This is a genomic window from Micromonospora sp. CA-269861 (genome assembly GCF_050948505.1).
Classification (GTDB): Bacteria; Actinomycetota; Actinomycetes; order Mycobacteriales; family Micromonosporaceae; genus Micromonospora.
In genome coordinates this window covers 1,946,003-1,966,293 of the sequence record NZ_CP192014.1, presented here as the reverse complement: position 1 = coordinate 1,966,293, position 20,291 = coordinate 1,946,003, and the positions used below count along the sequence as shown (strand labels likewise).

The 20,291-nt window shown below is 68.4% G+C and carries 15 protein-coding genes; 6 read left to right on the top strand and 9 right to left on the bottom strand.

The annotated features are described in order from the left end of the window. Positions 1 to 52: 52 nt before the first annotated feature. The 4 genes from ACQP0U_RS09080 to ACQP0U_RS09065 are packed head-to-tail and all read right to left on the bottom strand — an operon-like array spanning position 53 to position 4,352. Positions 53 to 1,276, bottom strand: a complete 1,224-nt coding sequence (locus ACQP0U_RS09080; RefSeq protein WP_433317450.1) for a mandelate racemase/muconate lactonizing enzyme family protein — start codon at positions 1,274 to 1,276, stop codon at positions 53 to 55. Position 1,277: 1 nt separating this feature from the next. After that, complete coding sequence (locus tag ACQP0U_RS09075; protein WP_433317448.1) at positions 1,278 to 2,105, bottom strand: carbohydrate ABC transporter permease; 828 nt, start codon at positions 2,103 to 2,105, stop codon at positions 1,278 to 1,280. Next, complete coding sequence (locus ACQP0U_RS09070) at positions 2,105 to 3,085, bottom strand: carbohydrate ABC transporter permease (RefSeq protein WP_433317446.1); 981 nt, start codon at positions 3,083 to 3,085, stop codon at positions 2,105 to 2,107. The genes ACQP0U_RS09075 and ACQP0U_RS09070 overlap by 1 nt, the downstream gene beginning before the upstream one ends. Positions 3,086 to 3,089: 4 nt before the next feature. Beyond that, complete coding sequence (locus ACQP0U_RS09065) at positions 3,090 to 4,352, bottom strand: ABC transporter substrate-binding protein (protein WP_433317444.1); 1,263 nt, start codon at positions 4,350 to 4,352, stop codon at positions 3,090 to 3,092. 145 nt (positions 4,353 to 4,497) lie between these two features. Between ACQP0U_RS09065 and ACQP0U_RS09060 the strand changes: the two genes are divergently transcribed. Further along, positions 4,498 to 5,268, top strand: a complete 771-nt coding sequence (locus ACQP0U_RS09060; RefSeq protein ID WP_433317442.1) for a FadR/GntR family transcriptional regulator — start codon at positions 4,498 to 4,500, stop codon at positions 5,266 to 5,268. Between the two features lie 72 nt (positions 5,269 to 5,340). Here the strand turns inward: ACQP0U_RS09060 and ACQP0U_RS09055 are convergent, their stop codons facing one another. The 3 genes from ACQP0U_RS09055 to ACQP0U_RS09045 form a co-directional block, all read right to left on the bottom strand. Next, complete coding sequence (locus ACQP0U_RS09055; protein ID WP_433317441.1) at positions 5,341 to 6,726, bottom strand: RICIN domain-containing protein; 1,386 nt, start codon at positions 6,724 to 6,726, stop codon at positions 5,341 to 5,343. A gap of 228 nt (positions 6,727 to 6,954) precedes the next feature. Continuing rightward, the gene (locus ACQP0U_RS09050; protein WP_433317439.1) at positions 6,955 to 8,412 is read right to left on the bottom strand and encodes an endo-1,4-beta-xylanase; all 1,458 of its coding nucleotides are present in this window, start codon (positions 8,410 to 8,412) and stop codon (positions 6,955 to 6,957) included. A 464-nt stretch (positions 8,413 to 8,876) separates the two neighbouring features. Next, positions 8,877 to 9,884, bottom strand: a complete 1,008-nt coding sequence (locus ACQP0U_RS09045) for a PaaX family transcriptional regulator (protein ID WP_433317437.1) — start codon at positions 9,882 to 9,884, stop codon at positions 8,877 to 8,879. Positions 9,885 to 10,129: 245 nt separating this feature from the next. Here ACQP0U_RS09045 and ACQP0U_RS09040 point away from each other — a divergent pair, with 245 nt between their 5' ends. After that, positions 10,130 to 11,494 (top strand): extracellular catalytic domain type 1 short-chain-length polyhydroxyalkanoate depolymerase, encoded by a 1,365-nt coding sequence (locus tag ACQP0U_RS09040; protein ID WP_433317435.1) that lies wholly within the window; start codon positions 10,130 to 10,132, stop codon positions 11,492 to 11,494. An 82-nt stretch (positions 11,495 to 11,576) separates the two neighbouring features. On the opposite strand, the gene ACQP0U_RS09035 is transcribed toward ACQP0U_RS09040, so the two are convergent. Both ACQP0U_RS09035 and ACQP0U_RS09030 read right to left on the bottom strand, forming a co-directional pair. Further along, entirely contained in the window at positions 11,577 to 13,106 is a 1,530-nt protein-coding gene (locus ACQP0U_RS09035) for an arabinofuranosidase catalytic domain-containing protein (protein WP_433317434.1), read from the bottom strand. Between the two features lie 231 nt (positions 13,107 to 13,337). After that, positions 13,338 to 15,173 (bottom strand): RICIN domain-containing protein, encoded by a 1,836-nt coding sequence (locus ACQP0U_RS09030; protein ID WP_433317432.1) that lies wholly within the window; start codon positions 15,171 to 15,173, stop codon positions 13,338 to 13,340. A gap of 298 nt (positions 15,174 to 15,471) precedes the next feature. Here ACQP0U_RS09030 and ACQP0U_RS09025 point away from each other — a divergent pair, with 298 nt between their 5' ends. Genes ACQP0U_RS09025 through ACQP0U_RS09010 form a run of 4 tightly spaced genes read left to right on the top strand, consistent with a single transcriptional unit; the run spans position 15,472 to position 20,290 of the window. Beyond that, positions 15,472 to 16,710, top strand: a complete 1,239-nt coding sequence (locus ACQP0U_RS09025) for a sugar ABC transporter substrate-binding protein (RefSeq protein WP_433317430.1) — start codon at positions 15,472 to 15,474, stop codon at positions 16,708 to 16,710. An 18-nt stretch (positions 16,711 to 16,728) separates the two neighbouring features. Further along, a complete protein-coding gene (locus tag ACQP0U_RS09020; protein ID WP_433317428.1) occupies positions 16,729 to 17,700 on the top strand; it encodes a carbohydrate ABC transporter permease in 972 nt (323 codons plus the stop codon). Then, a complete protein-coding gene (locus ACQP0U_RS09015) occupies positions 17,697 to 18,521 on the top strand; it encodes a carbohydrate ABC transporter permease (protein WP_433317426.1) in 825 nt (274 codons plus the stop codon). Before ACQP0U_RS09020 ends, ACQP0U_RS09015 begins: the two co-directional genes overlap by 4 nt. 56 nt (positions 18,522 to 18,577) lie before the next feature. Continuing rightward, complete coding sequence (locus tag ACQP0U_RS09010; RefSeq protein ID WP_433317424.1) at positions 18,578 to 20,290, top strand: amylo-alpha-1,6-glucosidase; 1,713 nt, start codon at positions 18,578 to 18,580, stop codon at positions 20,288 to 20,290. Position 20,291: the final 1 nt, after the last annotated feature.

Here is a 20,291-nt window from a genome sequence, read left to right as displayed (position 1 = left end):
GGGTGCACCGCCGTCGCGATGCACCCACGCCTTCCCTCTTCTGGTGGTCAGCTCAGTGCCGTACGGTCGGCGACACCTCGTTGCGGGAGTTCAGCGACACGACAGGCACCTGGCGGGTGGGGATCACCCCGTCGACGCCGGCCAGCAGCCGCCGTCCGGCCCGCTCCGGCCGGACGTTGGGGCTGTCGGCCGTCTGCGCCTGCGGGCGGCGGTTGACCGCCCGGATCCGCTCCTCGTCCACCCGGACCCCCAGGCCGGGCGCGTCGCCGAGGATGAAGGCGCCATCCTCGACGTGCAGGTCGATGGAGACACCGACAGGTGGGTGCAGGTCCTGCAACTCGCTGGTCAGGTGGTTCGGCACCGAGGTCGCCGCGTGCAGCAGCCCGATCGGGCTGTTGCCGATCGGGCTGACCGGCAGGTCGTGGGCGTGGGCCAGGGCGGACGCCCGCAGGAAGTGGGTGACCCCCCAGACCGCCGCCATCTGCACGATGTCGACAGCGCCGGCGGCGATCAGCGGACGGTACTGTTCGAGCCCGGTGAGGTTCTCACCGGTGGCGACGGACGCGTTCACGCCCCGGCTGACCGCGGCGAGGCCCTCGGCGTCCCACCGCCGGACGGGCTCCTCGATCCAGATGAGGTCCAGGGTGCGTTCCAGTTCGCAGACATGCCGGACGGCCTGCTTGCGGGTCCACGCCTCGTTGACGTCGAGCATCAGACCCGGCCGCCGGCCGTGCCCGGCGTCGGTCAGGACCTCCTTGACCAGGCCGAGGCGGTGCCGATCGCTCTCGATGTCGAGGCCGCCCTTGAGCTTGGCCGCCCGCAGCCCGTGGCTCGCGTAGACCTCGTACTCCGCGACGAGCTCGTCGTCGGTGAGCCCGATGTCCAGCCCGGACGCGTAGGCGGTGACCCGCCGATCCCGTCCGCCCAGCAGCCGCCACAGCGGTTCGCCGGCGATCTGCGCCTTGATGTCCCAGAGCGCGGTGTCCAGAGCGCCGATGGTGCCGAACACCGGCCCTGCGTGGCCCGCCTTGAAGGTGTGCCGCAGCATGCGGTCGTACAGGGTCGTCACGGCACGGGGGTCTTCGCCCTCGAGGGCTGCGAAGATCCGCTCGATCTCCACGTACGGCCCGAGGCCAACTCCCGAGATGCCCTCGTCGGTGTCGACGACGACGATCGAGACCGGGACTACCCCGTCGGCGAACACTCCGTTGGCGTCGCCGACGGGTCGCCCCCATTCCTGGACCGTGGTGAGCGTCCGATATCCCGTGATCCGCATGTCAACCCTTCGTGGAACCGGCGGCGACGCCGTCGGCAATTTGGCGCTGGAGGAACAGGTAGACCAACAGGACGGGTATCGCGGCGATCAGCACCCCGGAGGCGAAGGAGGGGATGTTGTCGGAGTACTGCCCCCGCAACGAGGTCACCCCGATCATCAGCGTCCGGTGCTCGGCCGAGGGCATCATCACCAGCGCCATGAGGACGTCGTTCCAGCAGAACAGGGCGTTGAGGATGCCCACCGACAGCAGTGCCGGGGTGCCCAGGGGGAGCATGATCCGCCGGTACACGCCGTACACGGTGTTGCCGTCGATGCGCGCAGCGTCGACGATCTCCGGCGGAATGCCCTTGTAGTAGCTGGTCATGAGAAAGACGGTGAAGGGCAGGAACTGGGCCACGTAGACCAGGATCAGACCGGGGTACGTGTCGATGAGCGCGGTGTCGGCCATGATCCGAGCGAGCGGCACCATGATCACCTGGAACGGGATGAAGAGCCCCGCGAGGCAGCCCAGGAACAACGCCGACGAGCCCCGGAACCGCAGTTGGCTCAGGGCGAAGCCGGCCATCGACCCCAACAGCAGCAGCAGGAGCACCGACACCGTCACCACGAGCAGTGAGTTGACGAAGTAGCGGCCCATACCGACGCTGTTCCACGCCGTGCTGATGTTCTCCCAACGCAGAGCGTCGGTCAGGCCGAACCGGTCGAGAATGTAGTCACGGCGCGTCTTCATCGCGACGTTGGCGGTGAACAGCAACGGGTAGATCGTCGCCAGGGCGAGCAGCGACATGGGGATGGCGATCAGCCACCAGCCCAGGCGGAGGCGAGACATCAATCCTCCTTTCCGGATCGTTCGAGCAGCTTGATCTGCAACAGCCCCACCACGAGCATGATCATGAAGAGGATCGTCGACGCGGCCGACGCGAGAGCCGGACGGTTCATCTGGCCCTGCTGCTTCCAGATGTAGAACTCCGGCAGGTACGTCGACCCCTCCGGCCCGCCGCTGGTCATGACGTAGAGCAGCCCGAACATCGAGGTCAGCATCCCGATCATCGTGGTCACGAAGACGAACTGGATGGTGCGCGAGAGTGCCGGGATGATCACGTGCCAGACGACCTGGCGCAGCGTGGCCCCGTCCACCCGGGCGGCGTCCAGCAGCGCGGCGTCCAGCGTGGCGAACCCGGCGAGGAACACCACCAGGGCCATGCCGAAGGTGGCCCAGATGTGCACGCCCACCACCATGAACATCGCGATGCCCGGATCACCGAGCCAGTCGATCGGGTCGACACCGACCGACCCGAGGACGGCGTTGAGGGGGCCGTCGAAGGCGAGCAGCAGGTTGAAGATCGCACCGACGATGACAGGTGAGAGCACCGCGGGGAAGAAGTACACGCTGCGGTAGAAGCGGTGACCGGGCACCCGGAGGTAGATGAACGTCGCGAGCAGACCGGGGATCGCCACCGCCACCGGCAGCAGGAGCACCAGCAGCCCGACGTTCTTCAGCGCGGTCTGGAACAGCGGGTCCGCGAAGAGCTCGCGGTAGTTGCCGAACCCGACAGCCGTCCCGTTCTGCGCACCGTCGCCCGTGAAGGAGAAGTTGACCCCGAGGATCAGCGGGTAGAGGCGCAGCACCACGATGATCAGGACGGCCGGGGCGACCAGGATGTAGGGGGCGTAGCGCTCGGCCCCCAGGCCGCCACGGGTGCGACGGGGTCGTGCGCCACTCCGAAGCGCGGCGGCGTTGGCCGCCGCCCCGCCGGCCCGTCCGGCCGAAGCCGGACGGACCGACGGTTGCGTGTTTCCGATCGGCACGAGGTCAGCCCGCCTGGTCGGAAGCGGCCAACTGCTTCACCACCTCGTCGACGGTGATCGACCCGCTGAGCAGCTGCTGGGAGAGACGGCCCATCAGGTCGATCGTCTTCGAGGACAGCGCGACATGCAGAGCGGGCTTGCCGCTCTTCAGCTCGCTGACGATCGTGGAGACCGCCGCGCCACCCTGCGACACGTCGATGGTGGTGTCGGCGGCGATCGCGCCGGCGTCGGCGTAGAAGGCCTTCAACGCGTCAGCCGAGCTCAGGGAGCGCACCAGGTCGGCGGCCACCTTCGGGTCCTTCGTCCACTTGGCGACCGCGTAGCCGATACCACCGTCGTACGGGAGGCTCGGGGTGGTGCCGGGGGTGACGATCGGGGGCTTCATGACGCCGAGCTTCTCCGGGGTCAGGAACTCGTTGAAGTCCTGCCAGTGACCCACGTCGGACATCAGACCCATGACGTGCGCGGCCTTACCGGACTGGAAGAACGCGAAGGAGTCGTTGAACATGGCTGTCGAGTTGGCCCCGTCGCTGTTCATCTTCTTGTCGCCGGTCTCCTTCCAGAGCTGGAAGAGCCGCTTGACGTTTGCCGAGCTCCAGTCGCGCTTGCCGGCGATCCAGGCGTCGTACTCGGCAGCGGTGAGGGTGGTCGAGCCCATGCTGGAGAGCCAGAACTGGATGCCGACGCCCTCCTTGTTGCCGAGGGCGAAGCACTTGGCACCGGCCTTGGCGACGGCGGCGCAGTCGGCGACGAACGTGTCCCACGTGGTGGCCGGGCTGGCCGGGTCGAGGTTCGCCTTCTGGTAGATCGCCTTGTTGTAGTAGATGGGGTAGCCCTGCAGCGTCACCGGGACGGCATAGGTCTTGCCGTCCTTGCCGAACGCCTCCCAGCCGGTCAACCGCTGCTTGTCCTCGGACACGTACTCGTCGAGGGGCACCAGCGCGTCCACCCGGTCGCGGATCTGGCCACCACCGTTGAACAGCATGACGTCCGGGCCCTTGCCGGACTGGATCGCCGCACCGAGCAGGGTGTAGTACTGGTCGAAGGGCTGTGCGACGAACTCGACCTCGACGTCGGCGTGCTTCTTCTTGAAGTCGGCCTTGGCCTTGTCCAGATAGGATTTGGCGAATGGTTCGCCGGACTTCCAGTCCCACACCACCAACTTGCCGTCCGAGCTGGTTGACTTGCCCGAATCGCTAGCACTTCCACAACCGGCCAGGGCCAGGCCCACAACGAGGACGGCCGACCATATTGCGCGCTGTCTCATCGATTGTCACCTCTGTATGGGGGGTGGCCGGCGGGTGCCCCGCGAGCCAATGTTGACCGGAAGGTAACTCGTATGACGTGTGACGTCAACACTCGGTCGTACACTGAGCCAGACGTCGTGCCACGGCGAGCCATTCGGAGGGGACATGACGCCACCGCAGGAGACAGCCCTGAACAGCCCGGCGACCCCGGCGTGGGTGCGTCGACCGACCAACCTCGCCAGGGCGGTCACCGCCGAACTGGTGGAGCGCATCGTCCGCGGCGCACACCCGTCCGGGACGTCCCTGCCTCCTGAGCCGATCCTCTGCGAGACCTTCGGCGTCTCCCGGACGGTCGTCCGGGAAGCAGTGAAGATCCTTCAGGAGAAGGGGCTGGTGCAGGTCCGCCAGGGCGCCGGCACCATGGTCACCCCACCGTCACACTGGGACATGCTCGACGAGCTCGTCCTCGCGGCCACCATCGCGGTGGACGACAGCCTCGCCATCCTCGACGACCTGGTCGTCACCCGACGGGTGCTGGAGTCCGACATGGCGAACGTGGCCGCCCGCCTCGCCGACACCGAGACCGTCGATCGACTACGGGCCATGGTGGACCGGATGGACGAACTCGTCGACGACCACGTCACCTACCACGACCACGACCGGGCCTTCCATGACACGATCATGCAGGCATCCGGGAACCGCATCGCCCGTGGCGTCGTCCGCGCCCTGGAGAGCCAGGTCATCAACACCGCCCGCTACATGGGCCGGACCGAACGGGCGCTGTGCGTGGCGTCCAACCAGGGTCACCGACGCATCTACGAACGCATCGCCGCCCACGACTCCAACGGCGCCGCCGAGGCGATGTTCACCCACATCACCGAGGCCTGGCTGGTCCGCCGCAGTGGCTCGGGGAGCCCGGTCCGCCTCGAACGCTGACCGTCCCGGGCAACGCGACGACGCCCGCCCCGAGGTACCGGAGCGGGCGCCGCCGGCTGAGGTCGACACGTGTCACGAGAACTGGGCGAAGAACCTCCAGATCTCACCCTTGGTCCAGGTCGTGATGCCGCTCTCGGCGTAGGTGCCGTCCACCGGGCCGGGCATGTGGCCGTTGTCGTACGCGGCCCACTGCACCGGATAGCCAACCCGGCAACCCGAGTAGGCGGTCGTGATGTGGGTACGGCTGCCGCCTGCCGGTTCGCGCGGGCTCTGTGCTGTGCAACCGTTGTTCCGGACGAACGTGTCGCGCAGCGCCCTGCCCTGGGAGATGTTCAGGACGTTGTCCGAGATGCCGTGCAGCCCGAAGTACGCGATCGGCTGCGTACCGCCGCTGCAGCCGCTGATCTGCGCGCCGGAGATGACCGCCACGGCCCGGAAGACGGTGGCCCGTGCACAGGCGACGGCGTAGCTCATGCCGCCGCCCCAACTGAAGCCGAGCGCGAACCGCTGGCGCGGGTTGACGCAGAGGCTGCTCTCGATTCGGCTGATCATGTCGTCGACGAAGGTGATGTCCTCGCCGCCGGAGTTGCCCCAGCCGTTGCCGAATCCCTGGGGCGCCACCAGGATCGCGCTGTTGTTCGACTGCTCCTGCTGCCCGTAGTAGGACCACGCGGTACCGCTGGTGCCACCGGAGGAGATCTCCTGCATGGTGCCGCCGCGCCAGTGGAAGGCGAAGATCAGCCGGTAGGGGTTGCTGTTGTTGTAGTTGGCCGGCACCCGCAGGATGAAGGTTCGGCTCTTGCCGTTGCTCTGGATCGTGTGCGTGCCGCTGGACAACGTCGGTGCCTTGCCGCACCCGCTACCACCCGACGGCGGTGGGTTGCTGCCGTCGACGGCGACGAGTTGCCACTGCTGGTTGGTGCCGCCCCAGTCGGCGTACTGCACGATGTTTCCGCCGTCGGCGGTGGACGCGCCCTGCACCTCGACCGCCTTGTTGCTGTTGCGGTTGATCAGCCGAACGTAGCCACCGTCCGAGTCGGCCAGCCGGAACTGCTGGTTCGTCCCGTTGAGGTCGGACCACTGGACGATCGCGCCGCCGTCGGCGGTGGAGAAGTTGCTGACGTCGAGCACCTTGCCCGAGTGCCGCGACTTGAGCCGGTAGTAGCCACCCCCGGAGTCGACGAACTGCCACTGCTGGTTGACGCCGTTGTTGCGCGTCCACTGGCTGATCCGCGCCCCGTCGTTGGTGGCCGAGGCGTACAGGTCCAACGCCTTGCCGCTGTTCCGGTTCACCAGGGCGTACCAGGCGTTGGTGTCCACGGTCGCCGCCACCGCTGGCGCCGCGTTGACCGCGACGAGTGTGCCGGCTGCCATGACCGCGGCCGCCGCTGCGGCCAACCCTGACCGCCAGCGATGCCTCTGTCGAGAGGCGGGACGAGCCGCACCGAGGGCTTTCATGGTCCACTCCTTTGATCGGGGTCACCCACGAGCCGAACGCCGTGGTGCCCTGGGCGTGCGTGCCGTCGTCCTGGTGGTGGCGTCAGCACGGCTGGGTGTGGTGCGGGGGTACGGCGGCCCGCCCCCGGCTGGGACGGGCCGCCATTCGTCAGACCTTGTCCGGGCGGGTGCCGGCCGGATCCCGAGCGGCCGGCACCCGCCTCTCCCTGAGGTCGATGGTTGCGGCCACTAGCCGATCCGGACCAGTTGCCACTGCTGGTTGGTGCCACCCCAGTCGGCGTACTGAACGACGTTTCCGCCGTCGGCGGTGGACGCGCCCTGCACCTCGACCGCCTTGTTGCTGTTGCGGTTGATCAGGCGCACGTAGCCGTCCGAGGAAGCAGCGAGTCGGAACTGCTGGTTCGTGCCGTTGAGGTCGGACCACTGCACGATCGCGCCGCCGTCGGCGGTGGAGAAGTTGCTGACGTCGAGCACCTTGCTGGAGTTGCGGGCCTTCACCCGGTAGTAGCCACTACCGGAGTCGACGAACTGCCACTGCTGGTTGACGCCGTTGTTGCGCGTCCACTGGCTGATCCGCGCCCCGTCGTTGGTGGCCGAGGCGTACACGTCCAGCGCCTTGCCGCTGTTCCGGTTCAGCAACACGTACCAGGCGCTGGTGTCCACCCCGGAACCCGGCGGGGGCGTGGTCGGCGGGGTCGAGCCGCCGTTCAGAGCGTCCAGAACCGCTGTGTACGCGGACTTCTTGTTGCCGTTGCAGTCGAACAGCAGAGCGTTGTCGGACCCGCGCCAGGAGTCGCAGTCCCGCACGCCCCAGGTGGTGATGCCGGTGCAGCGCGAGACGGCCAGGCAGGCGCGGGTGACGGCGCCGAAGATGTTGGCCTGGTTGCCACCGGTCATCACGTCCAGCTCGGTGATCTGCACATCCACACCGAGATCAGCGAAACGCTGCAGATTGGCCTGGTAGTCACTGGCCAGTGAGGTGCCCAGGTGCGACTGGAACCCCACGCAGTCGATCGGCACGCCACGGGACTTGAAGTCCCGCACCATGTTGTAGATCCCCGTCGACTTCGCGTTGATCCCATCGGTGTTGTAGTCGTTGTAACACAACTTCGCACCCGGATCCGCCGACCGGGCCGCCCGGAACGCCGCCTCGATCCAGTCGTTACCCGTGCGCTGCAGGTTCGAGTCACGACGCCCACCGCTGCCGCCGTCGGCGAACGCCTCGTTCACCACATCCCAGGCATAGATCTTGCCCCGGAAGTACGAGGCGACCTGGGTGACGTGGTTGATCGCCGCACTCCGCAGCGCGCTACCCGACATGCCCTGCGCCCAGCCCGGCTGCTGGGCGTGCCACAGCAGCGCATGGCCCCGCACGCTCATGCCGTTGGCCTGCGCGTGACTGACCAGACGATCTCCACCGGAGTAGCTGAACCGACCCTGCTGCGGCTCGGTGGCGTCCCACTTCATCTCGTTCTCGGCCACGACACTGTTGAACTCACGGTTCAGAATCGTCGTGTAGGCGCTGGTCGAGAGCTTGCCCGTCGCGACCGCGGCACCGAAGTAACGACCCTTCTCGGCCGCGGCCGCCTTCAGGGTCGTGCCGGCACCGGACGCGGGAGTCAGCGCCACCGTCATGCCAGTGGTGAGGGCGACGGCTATGGTCGCCGCGGCCAGCATCGTTCTCATGGGTTTCATGGCATTCCTTTTCAGTGGTTGCATCGGTGGTGGTGATGTGCCACTTCGCTCGGGACGACTGATCGGGGCGGTCATCCTGGCCGCCCGGCATCAGCACGCACAGTCCGAGAGGGCTGTCGCCGGCATCTGCCGGGTCCCGAGGTGACGTCCGCATGCCCTTGCGGACGTCGTGATCGGAGGTACGACCCGTGCGGCCCGCCCGGTGAGCCACGGCAACGATCGTCCTCTATCTATATCGAGAGTGAGCGATAACATGCCGTTCGTCAAGACGTAACGGGCCGTTCACGCCGATCTCCCGGAACGCCATGTTTGGCCCGGTACCTACCGACCAGGGCAACAGTGCTCAGCCGCTGCGCGACAAGGCGGCGAGCCGTACCGCCGTGCCACCGCGACCGCACCGGACGGCGATCCTGTTATCGCTCACAGTGCCGGCCGACGGCGACCGGCGCCACGGTTCACGAGCAGCCGGTAGACGAGCTACTCGCGGACGGCTGCGCCGGGTCCGCGTCGACCCGTATTCCGGCAACCAGGTCGGCGGTGGTGTGGGCCTCGATGCCGGGCTGCGCCGCGTCGGCGAACCGCTCGACGACGGCCCGGACGTGTCGCTCGGCGGGTGCGGCAAGGCCGTCGTAGACGGCCGCGAACAACTCCCGCGCCGGACGCCTGAGCCATTCCCGTGGGAGGAGTTCCACGGGCAACTGCGGATCGAGGACCGGGAAGCGCCGGAAGGTGTCCATGACCTCGGTACGGGCCCGCACCGCGGCGGCACCGTCGACCTGCCCGGACAGCACACCGGGCAACAGCGGCGTCCATCGACGGAGGAAGGTGTCGTAGCTCCCGCTGATCGCCTCGATGTCCCAGGCCTCGATGGGCGCACGGTGAATTGTCGAGGCGAGCGCGGTCTGCCGCCCGCGAAAGACCGTCACGGCACCGAGGGTGAGCCGGTCGAGCTGGGCGCGGGCCGCGGCAGTCAACTCCTGCGGCGAGATCCACAACCCGTCGTACAGCGGCGCGTAGCCGAGCCACCGAAGTTGCGCCCGCAGGGCCCGGCGCAGCGCACTGCGATCCTGCGGCAGCGAGAAGGCGACAATCGTCCAGCACCCGTCCCACCGCGCCGTCGAGGTGGTCGAGGCGAGGATCCAGTGCCCTCCGGCGGAGAGGTTGGCGGCGGCGGCACGGCTGAGCCGGTAGGAACTGCGCCGCCCCAGCCGACTGCCCTCCAACACACCACGGCGGGCCAACCGGCTGATCGCGGTCCGCGCTCCGGCGGTCGTCACGCCGGCCTCCCCGAGCAGCGCAACGATGGCGGCGGACGGGAGCGCGACACGGGTCCGCAGCGTGTAGTCCGCCAACAGGGTCACCGCGACACCCTGGGGCGAGTTGCCGACCTGCCTGCGGGGCAACCGGAGTGGGTGCTCTCCGTCGTCCGGATAGATCTCGTCGATGTCGAAGAGGCTTGCCACAGGCGCTCCGTGCTCCTCGGGGACGGTATGACGACTGTAGACGGACCGTCGCCCACCAAATAGAACGTCCTCGATTGACACTTGTTGGCCCGAGGGGAACACTAATTGCCACGTGACGCCATCCGAAGCCGGGCAGGGCGAGCCACAGGTAGCGGGCATCGTGCGATCACCGCGGGATCAGGGCACCCCCGCGACCGGATCGCACGGCCAATCCAGCCTGCACAGGCAATCGAAGGAGTCGTCAGTTGAGAATCAGAAGGAAACTGCTGCTCGCCCTGGCCGCGTCACTGGTCGCTGCCGGCCTGGTGGTCCCCACGATCGGGCCCGCGTACGCGGCGTCACTGACCGAGGTGACCAGCTTCGGCGACAACCCGGGCCGGATGCGCATGCACGTCTACGTGCCCGACAACCGCCCGGCCCGGCCGGCGGTCGTGGTGGCCATGCACGGCTGCGGCGGGTCCGGTCCCGGCTTCTACTCCGGGAGCGAATTCGCCAGCCAGGCCGACAGGTACGGATACATCGTGATCTACCCGTCCGCGACCCAGCAGGCCGGCTTCGGCAACTGCTTCGACACCTGGTCGGACGCCGCCAAGCGGCGTGGCGGAGGCAGCGACCCGGTGTCGATCATCTCGATGATCCGGTACGTGCAACAGCAGTACGCTGCCGACCCGGACCGGGTCTACGCCACCGGCAGCTCGTCCGGCGGCATGATGACCAACCACATGCTGGCGCTCTACCCCGACGTGTTCAAGGCCGGCGCCGCGTTCATGGGCGTGCCGTTCAACTGCTTCGCCAACGCGGCGGACTACCCGCCCGGCAGCAGCCAGTGCACGGGCGGGAACATGAACCGGACGCCCCAGCAGTGGGGCGACGCGGTGCGCCAGGCGTACCCCGGCTACTCCGGGCCCCGGCCGCGGGTGCAGTTGTGGCACGGCACCAGCGACACGCTCGTGCCGTACTCGCTGTTGCAGGAAACGATCGAGCAGTGGACCAACGTGTTCGGGCTGAGCCAGACACCCACCTCCACCGACACGCCCCAGGCCAACTGGAACCGGCGTCGGTACGCCGACAGCAGCGGCACGGTCCAGGTCGAGGCGTACAGCATCCAGGGGGCCGGGCACAGCCTGCCCTCCGGTGGGATGGCCGCGTCCGCCATCGCGTTCTTCGGACTGACCAACCCCACGACGCCGCCGCCGACCACCCCGCCGCCGACGACGCCGCCGCCCACCACCCCACCCCCGACCACTCCGCCGCCGACCACTCCGCCGCCGACCACTCCGCCGCCGACCTCCGGCGTCTGCCGGGTGACGGTCGCCATCAACGCCTGGAACACCGGGCTGACCGAGAACATCACCGTCACGAACACCGGTACCAGCGCCGTCAACGGCTGGTCCCTGGTCTTCACCCTGCCGAGCGGGCAGACCATCACCTCGGGCTGGAACGCCACCTACTCGCCCAACTCGGGGCAGGTGACGGCCCGCAACGTCGCCTACAACAGCGGCATCCCCGTCAACGGGTCGGTGAGCTTCGGCTTCCAGGCCACCCACACCGGTAACAACGCCCAACCGTCCTCGTTCGCCCTCAACGGCGCGTCCTGCACGGTCGCCTGATATCGGGTCGACGTCCACGCGAGCGTGCGCCGGTCACCACGAGATGGTGACCGGCGCACGACTCGTTCGGGCGTCGCCCGGATCAGCGGTAACCGGCGGTCACCACGTTTGCCTGCACGGCGTTCTCGGTCGCGTCGGTCGGATAGCCGGCGACCATCGCCCCCTCGTAGAAGGTGCCGGCGCTCAGGTTGGCGCCACCGTCGGGCTTGCAGCAGTCACCGCCACTGCCCAGGATGATCGCGCCCTGCTTCTTCATCGGGCTGTAGCCCGACGGCAGCGAGCCGTCGTACAGCGTGTAGAGGCTGCCGGACTGCGCGTCGCTGCCCTTGATGGCGAAGCGGGTCGTGCCGTTGTTCTTCAGCGTCGCGGTGACGAACTTGCTGGTGAACGCGCGTTGGTTCGGGTTCCAGGAGCTGCTGCCGCCCGGGAAGAGACCCCACTCCAAGTCCGCCTGCACCCAGGGGCCGCTTCCGGAGCAGCCGCCGAACCAGCACTGCTTGCTGAAGTTGATGGCGTCCATCGCCCCGGCGGCGTCGGCCTTGCGCGTCGTCTCGCTGTTGCCGTAGTCGAAGCAGCAGCCGCTGTTGACGTGGGTTCCGCTGGTCACCATGTACATGCCCTCGGGTGCCGCGCCGGTCGGCACGCCGGTGAGGTGCCCGTCGCGCCAGTAGCTGTTGCCGGGATTGATGTAGAGCGAGTACGCCTTTGCGCCCCCCACGGTCAGCGACTCCGAGGTGGCGATCGCCGGCCTGCTCTGGGGCGAGCCCGGGACGACGCTCGACCCCTGGTACCAGAGGTCGTTTCCGCGCCCGGACTGGTCGAAGACGACAGTGATCACGCAGGTCGTGCCGGAGCAGAACGTGTCCTGCGTGGCCGCGTTGGCGGTGCCGCCCGTACCGGTGAGCCCGATGTTGCGGGTCGTGCTGTCCGACGAGCGTCGGACCTGGTACAGGTTGCCGGCGTACGCCTCGTAGAGCGCCCGCGTGGTGCTGTGCGCCGCGATGCACGGGGTGCCGCCGGAGGCGTAGATGTCGCACGGTCGCGCGCCGGTCGGCGGGTTGGTCGGCGGTGGGGTCGTGGTGGTCGGCGAGGCCCACTGCTGGTTCGCGCCGCCGTTGCAGGCCCAGAGGATGATTTTGGTGCCGTTCGCGGTGGCGGCGGCGTTGGCGTCGAGGCAGAGCCCGGACTGCACGCCGGTGATGGTGCCGTTGCTGTTGACGTTCCACTGCTGGTTGTTCTGGCCGTTGCAGTCCCAGATGATCGCCTGGGTGCCGTTGGTGGTGCCTCGGCCGGAGGCGTCCAGGCACTTGTTGCCGTACACCTGCAGTTGTTTGCTCGACGTCCACGTCCAGGTCTGGCCGGAGCTGCCGTTGCAGTCCCAGAGTTGCGTCTGGGTGCCGTTGGTGGTGCTGGAGTTGGGCACTTCGAGGCAGCGGCCCGACGGCGTACCGATGATCCGGGTGCTCTGTCCCGGTTCGATCGCGGCCGCCATCGGCGCGGCGGCCTCGGCGGTCGGCGACGGGCCACCGGGGGCGGCGCCGATGCCGACGAGAACGGCGACCAGAGCACCCGCCAGGGTGGTCAGACGGCGGGCGCGATGACGTCTCGGCATGGGATCACGGGCTTTTCCTGGCGCGATGGGGGACGGATTTCGCACGAGGTGGCTCCTCGGAGTCGTGGAAGCGCGGGGGATTGTCGACTCGTCACGGGAGGTGGCGGCGGTGGCGAATCGATTCGCAGCGAATGGTATGACCTTTGGTGAATCTATGTCAATCAATGTTGTGGTCGGGCGACGCGCTGGCCGTCGGGCCGACAGCCAGCGCATCACCTCCCGCCGGGACGCCTAACGCCCCAGCAGCCGCCACGTCTGGTTCAGCGGGCTGCCCTGGCTGACCGCCCGGCAGGTCCACTGGTGCACCAGCGCGCCGGCCGCCGTGGAGACCGCGTTGACATCGACACACTTGCCACTGTGCCGGGCGACGAGTTGGTAGTCGTGCGAGTCGTTGCCCGAGTAGGTCACCTTGCGCAGCGTGAACTGCTGGTTGAGGCTGTTCAGGCAGGTCCACTGGTGCACGGCAGCGCCGTCGGCGGTGGACACGCCGCTGACGTCGAGGCACTTGCCGCTCTGCTGGTTGACCACTGTGTAGGTGTTGGCCACGCCGGCGACCGGGGCGAAGTTCCAGAGCTGCTGGTCACCGCCGTCGCAGTGGTTCTGCTGCTGGACGTTGCCGTCAGCGGTGCTCAGGCCGGCGTTGTTCAGGCACTGCTGGGAGTGCTGGGCCACCGCCACCGACTGGAAACCAGCGTCCGACGGTGGCAGCAGCGTGACGGCGTAGGTGTCGGTCTGGTTGGTGTACGGCAGGGTGACTGTGGCGCTGTTGTTGGACACCCCGACCAGGCTGTTCGAGACCGTGAGCGGCCCCGCCACGGCACCGCCGCCGTTGTGCGGGATGCGTTGGGTGAGCACACGGACCTGACCGTTCTGCACGATGCCGCTGGTGGTGTCCAGGCGTTGCAGGTTGACTGCCAGGTTCCCGGTGGTACGACCACCGCCGACCAGGACCTTCGCCGCCCCGGCCGTCTTCGTGGCGTACGCGTCGTACGACTGGCTGGGGGTCACCGCGACGTTCTCGCCGACCTGGGAGGCGTAGAAGCGGTAGTTCCACCACTCCCCCTTGGGCTGGTGCTGGCCGGTCGAGTTCCGGATCAACAGGTTGCCGAGGTCGTTGTGCAGGCTGCCGCCGCTGGCCCAGTTCGCCCGCAGGCCGTCGGCTCTGGCCCGCCCCAGACGCGCGATGTACCAGGCGCCGTCGGCCGGGTTCTGCTCGTCGGGCGCGCCGTACTCGTTGATCTGGTACGGGCGCGGGTGGGCGATGCCGCGCGGGTCGAGTGTGGCGTTGGCGGCGTTGACGTTCGCGACCGGGTCACCGGGCAGCGAGTGCCAGCTGATGATGTCCGGCACCGTGTTGGTGGAGCGGACGAAGTCCAGGTACTGGTTCCAGAAGGTGTGCGTCGTCGACGGTACGCAGGCACAGCTCGGCCCGACGATGAGCTGGCTGGGGAACTCCGCCCGGATGCGCTGGTAGGTCCGACGCCACAGTTCGAGGTACTGGGAGATCGGTCGGTTCCAGAAGATGGTGATGTTGGGTTCGTTCCAGATGTCCCACTGCACCGACAGCCCGGATGTCCGGACGTCGTTGATGAGGCGGGTCAGGAAGTTGTCGTAGTCGGTCCAGTTGCCGTTGTCACCGGGGAAGCGGGAGATCCCGGCGCCGTCGGCACCCCAGAGGTCGTGCGGCAGGATGATGAACTTCCCGCCGAGGGCGGTGGTCCGACGCGCCTGGGCGACTGTGGAGTTCCAGCGACGGTCGTAGGTACCGCCGACCCAGCCACTCCCCGGAAGCTGCGCGCCGCCGGCACGCATGTACTGGAACTTGACGTCCCGGTAGAAGTGGTCGGCGGGACCGCTCGCGTTCTCGGTCATGCCGTAGATCCAGCCGGATGCGCGGTAGGTCGGCGCACCGCTGGTGGTGGCGAAGTTGACGCTTATCGACTCGTCGGCGGCCTGGGCGGGGGACGAGACGACGGTGACGGCGGCAGCGGCGGCGAGCAGGCCGACGACGAGTCGGGCCATGAACACACTGGCTCGTCCTGACCTGCTGCGGGACGGGGTTTTCACGGGCGGCTCCTTGGTGGGGCGCGGGGGACGCTCTCCGGAGGGCAGCGCTTGCGAATCGATTCGCACGGATCGTAGGACCAGGAACTGAACCATGTCAATGAAGTGACAGTGCGGTGACGGCCGCGTTTCCCAGCGATGCTCCCCGCCCGGCCAAGTAACTCTTGACCCCCGCGCATGGCCAGACCTATCTTCGAGCGAACCGATTCGTCGAATCGATTCGCCTCCTGGTTGGACTGTTCCAACCCGCGCCGATCAACCACACACCCCACCTGACGATCGATTTGAAGTGAGGCACCACATGACCGGACTCAGTCGTCGGCGGCGTCTGGCCGCCGTCGCCGTGATAGCTCTCGCCGCAGTGGCAGGCAGTGCCTGCTCGTCGTCCAGCGACGGTGGCGCCGACGGTGGCGCGCACCTCGTCTGGGACCCCTACCCGCAGTTCGCCGACGACTCCGAGTGGGTCGCGCTGCTCAAGAAGTGCGGCACCTCCGCGGGGGTGACTGTCGAGCGAACCGGCTACGACACCACCGACCTGACCAACAAGGCGCTGCTCGCCGCCCAGCAGGGAAACTCGCCGGACGTGCTGATCGTGGACAACCCGGTCATCTCGACGCTGGCCGAGGCCGGTGCGCTCACCACCACCGACGACAACAAGCTGGACGTCTCGGCCATGGAGAAGAACCTGCTCGGTGCCGGCCAGAGCGACGGCAAGACCTACGGAGTGCCGATCGGGGCGAACACCCTCGCCCTCTACTACAACAAGGATCTGCTCACCGCCGCCGGCGTCGATCCCGCCGCCGTCAAGGACTGGCCGTCACTGACCGCCGCACTGACCAAGGTCAAGGCCAAGGGGAAGAAGGGCATCACCTTCTCCGCGATCGGCACCGAGGAGGGCAGCTTCCAGTTCCTGCCCTGGTTCTGGGGGTCCGGTGCCCACCTGACGAGTCTGGACTCACCGCAGGCGGTGTCAGCGCTGACGCTCTGGACCGACTGGCTCAAGCAGGGCCACGCCCCGAACTCCGTCATCAACAACACCCAGACCACGAGCTGGCAGGAGTTCGCCACCGGCGACTACGCGTTCGCCGAGAACGGCACGTGGCAACTGGCCAACGCGGAGAAGCTCGGCTTCTCGTACGGCACTATCGCGATCCCGGCCAGCGCGGGAGGGCCGGCCCCGGCACCCACGGGTGGTGAGTTCGTCTCCATCCCGGTGCAGAAGAACACCGGCCGGTACGAGGCGTCGCAGAAGCTCGTCGCCTGTCTGACCAACGCCGACAACCTCCTCACCACGGACACCACGCTGTCCTACGTCGCACCCGTCGCCGCGGTGCAGGAGCGACAGGCGAGCGCGGACCCCAAGCTCAAGGTCTGGGTGGAGGCCGTCCGGGCAGCCAAGGGCCGCACCGGTGACAACCTCGGCACGAAGTACCCGAAGATCTCCGAGTCGCTGTGGACCGCGGTGCAGTCGGCCCTCAGCGGCGGGAAGTCGCCACAGGAGGCCCTGACCGCCGCGCAGACCGCCGCCACGACCAGGTAAGCGACCCGAACCGACACCATGCCCTCCACGACAGAGACCTCCACCGCCGTACGGGACCAGGGTGGGGCGGCGCCGGCCGCCCCACCCGGGCCTCCCCCGTCCCGTGCCCGCCGGCCCAGCCGGTGGATGGCGTGGGGCTTCCTGGCACCCGTGACCGTCTACCTGGTGGCCTTCTACGCCTACCCGCTCTACCGCAACGTCGAGTTGAGCCTGCGGGAGTACACCGTCCGCTCGTTCGTGCAGGGCGGGGCGCCCTTCGCCGGCCTCGACAACTACCGCACGGTCCTGACCGACCCGGCATTCGGGCCGACGCTGACGCACACACTGGTCTTCACCGCGGCCTCGCTCGCCTTCCAGTTCACCATCGGCATGGCCCTGGCCCTCTTCTTCCACAAGCACTTCCCGCTGTCGCGCACACTGCGGGCGCTGATCCTCGTACCGTGGCTGCTGCCGCTGATCGTCTCGGCGTCGACCTGGTCGTGGCTGCTCAACAGCGACTCGGGGCTGGTCAACGCGGCGCTGGGCGTCGTCGGGATCGACCCGGTCAACTGGCTCACCTCGCCGGGCTGGTCGCTCACCTCGGTGATCATCGCGAACGTCTGGATCGGTATCCCGTTCAACCTGGTGGTGCTGTACAGCGGCCTGCAGGGGATCCCGACGGAGATGTACGAGGCGTCCGCGCTCGACGGCGCGACGGGGTGGCAACGATTCTGGGGGATCACCTTCCCGTTGCTGCGTCCCGTCTCCGCGATCACGCTGCTGCTGGGGTTGATCTACACGCTGAAGGTCTTCGACATCATCTGGATCATGACCAGGGGTGGCCCGACCGGCTCCTCGGCCACGCTCGCCACCTGGTCGTACCGGCTCGGCTTCGGCAACCTGCTACCCGAGTTCGGCCCGGGCGCGGCGATCGGAAACCTGCTCATCGTGCTGGCGCTGATCGCCGGCCTCATCTACATCCGGATCGAGCGGAAGCAGCAGCTGCGATGACCACCTCGAAGCCGCGGGCCTGGTGGAAGACAGGCGTCGGCCTGGTGCTGACCGGGCTGATGCTCTTCCCCGTCTACTGGATGATCAACGTGTCCTTCACCCGGGACCAGGACATGCGGGCCAGTCCCCCACACCTGTTCCCCACCAACGGCACCCTGGACGGCTACCGGGCGGTGCTCGACCAGCAACTGCCGTACCTCGGCACCAGCTTCCTGGTCGGCCTCGGCACTGTGGCGCTGACCGTGGCGCTGGCCGCCCCGGCCGGCTACGCGTTGGCGAAGCTCCGGCCACCCGGTGGCCCGGCTCTGAGTTTCGTGCTGCTGATCGCGCAGATGATCCCGGGAATCATCATGGCGATGGGCTTCTACGCCATCTTCCTCACGCTCGGCGTCCTGAACACGCTGCCCGGCCTGATCCTGGCCGACACCACGCTCGCGGTGCCGTTCGGCGTCCTGATCTTCACGGCCTTCATGTCCGGCATCCCCGACGAGCTGCTCCAGGCCGCCGTGGTCGACGGCGCCGGTCGGCTGCGGACCTTCTGGTCGGTGGTGCTGCCGGTCAGCCGCAACTCGATCGTCACGGTGTCGCTCTTCGCGTTCCTGTGGTCCTGGTCGGACTTCATCTTCGCCTCGACCCTGGCCGGCGGCGGCGACCACCAGCCGATCACCCTCGGCATCTACCACTACATCGGCAACAACAACCAGCAGTGGAACGCCATCATGGCCACCGCCGTCGTCGCCTCGATCCCCGCCGCCGTACTGCTGATCCTGGCCCAGCGGTACGTCTCGATGGGCGTGACCGCCGGCGCCGTCAAGGACTGACCATCCGCGGCGGTCGAGGACTGACCACCCGCACCACAGAAAGGCACCCGCCACCCATGACCGCCGCCCCGTCCGGTCCGGAGTTCCCCATCCAGGACATCCCGTTCAGCTACCGCGGATCCTGGTTCAACATCTCCCCGGTGGTAGCCGAGAAGACGTACGCCGAGGATCTGCACCTGGTCTCCCACCAGACCGGGCTGCACCCCGTCCTGCGGCTCACCCCCACGGTCGCCGGTGCCACAGTCGTCGCCACACCGGCGCTGCTGACCTGGCGCAGCGGGGCCGACCGGATCGAGGCCGTCTACGACGGGCCGGACACCCTGCGGATCCGGGGCCACCGGCTCGGCCTGCGGGTGGCCGCTGCCGCGCGCACCCTCACCCCGTTCAGCGGCACCTACCTGTACGCCGACCCGGTCGACGGATCGCACGTGTTCACCTCGTACGAGACCGGCCGCCGGTACCGGATCACTGTGCTCTCCGGCGCGCTGTCGCGCACCGACGGCACACAGGCGCTCGGCACCGCCGACCGGTCCCTCGACCTCCCCACCGACCAGCCCTGGGAGATCGCGATCGAGGAGTACGCCACGGCACGCCGCCCGTACGCCGGATCGGTCGCCTTCGAGCAGTTGTGCCACGACCGGATGGCGGAGTTCACCGCGTTCGTCGACGCGATCGCGCCCTGGCGTGGTGCGGAGACCCCGGCCGCCGAGCTGGCCGCGTACGTCCTGTGGTCGGCCACTGTCGCCCCGGCGGGTTTCGTCACCCGCCCGGCCGTCCTGATGTCCAAGCACTGGATGGACAAGGTATGGAGCTGGGACCACTGCTTCAACGCGATCGCCCTGGCGGCCGGCGAGCCGGAGCTGGCCTGGCACCAGTTCCAGCTCCCCTTCGACCACCAGGACGAGGCCGGAGCCCTCCCCGACTCGGTCACCCACTCCGAGGTCCTGCACAACTACGTCAAGCCCCCCATCCACGGTTGGGCACTCCGTCACCTGCGCCGACGCCTGCCCCAACCACCGAGCCGGGCGGCGCTGGCGCAGACGTACGGCCGGCTTGCCCGCTGGACCGAGTTCTGGCTCGACGCACGGCGCGCCCCCGGCCACGATCTGCCGCACTACCAGCACGGCAACGACAGCGGCTGGGACAACGCCACCACCTTCGACGACAAACGCGTCCTCGAGACGGCCGACCTCGCCGCGTTCCTGGTCTCGCAGCTTCGCTGCCTCGCCGACCTCGCCACCGAGCTGGGTGAGCCCGCCGCCCGCTGGTCCCGGGAGGCCGACCGGATCCACGGGGCCATGCTGCGCGACCTGTGGGACGGCGAACGCTTCGCCGCCCGCGACCCGCACACCGGGCACCGGCGGACGAGCCGCAGCCTGCTCGACCTGATGCCCGTCGCACTCGGGGCCGACCTGCCGGCCCCGGTCGCCGCCGCGCTGGCACGAGGCGTCGAAACCCACCTGACCACGCACGGGCTGGCCACCGAGCCGACCGACTCGGCCCACTACCTCGCCGACGGCTACTGGCGTGGCCCGATCTGGGCACCCTCCACAGTCCTCGTCGAGGACGGCCTGCGTCGGGCCGGACAGACCAGGATCGCCGACGACATCAGCCGGCGGTTCCTTGCTCTGTGCGAGAAGTCCGGCTTCGCGGAGAACTTCGACGCCGAGACCGGCACCGGTCTGCGGGACCGCGCGTACACCTGGACCGCCAGCAGCTATCTCATCCTCGCCGCCGCCCAGGAGGAACGGCGGGTCAGGGGCGGCTAGC

Bases quoted from the DNA above. Each gene is read 5' to 3' on its own strand.
- ACQP0U_RS09080 (WP_433317450.1), bottom strand. From the start codon at position 1,276: ATGCGGATCACGGGATATCGGACGCTCACCACGGTCCAGGAATGGGGG.
- ACQP0U_RS09075 (WP_433317448.1), bottom strand. From the start codon at position 2,105: ATGTCTCGCCTCCGCCTGGGCTGGTGGCTGATCGCCATCCCCATGTCG.
- ACQP0U_RS09065 (WP_433317444.1), bottom strand. From the start codon at position 4,352: ATGAGACAGCGCGCAATATGGTCGGCCGTCCTCGTTGTGGGCCTGGCC.
- ACQP0U_RS09060 (WP_433317442.1), top strand. From the start codon at position 4,498: ATGACGCCACCGCAGGAGACAGCCCTGAACAGCCCGGCGACCCCGGCG.
- ACQP0U_RS09055 (WP_433317441.1), bottom strand. From the start codon at position 6,726: ATGAAAGCCCTCGGTGCGGCTCGTCCCGCCTCTCGACAGAGGCATCGC.
- ACQP0U_RS09050 (WP_433317439.1), bottom strand. From the start codon at position 8,412: ATGAGAACGATGCTGGCCGCGGCGACCATAGCCGTCGCCCTCACCACT.
- ACQP0U_RS09035 (WP_433317434.1), bottom strand. From the start codon at position 13,106: ATGCCGAGACGTCATCGCGCCCGCCGTCTGACCACCCTGGCGGGTGCT.
- ACQP0U_RS09025 (WP_433317430.1), top strand. From the start codon at position 15,472: ATGACCGGACTCAGTCGTCGGCGGCGTCTGGCCGCCGTCGCCGTGATA.
- ACQP0U_RS09020 (WP_433317428.1), top strand. From the start codon at position 16,729: ATGCCCTCCACGACAGAGACCTCCACCGCCGTACGGGACCAGGGTGGG.
- ACQP0U_RS09015 (WP_433317426.1), top strand. From the start codon at position 17,697: ATGACCACCTCGAAGCCGCGGGCCTGGTGGAAGACAGGCGTCGGCCTG.
- ACQP0U_RS09010 (WP_433317424.1), top strand. From the start codon at position 18,578: ATGACCGCCGCCCCGTCCGGTCCGGAGTTCCCCATCCAGGACATCCCG.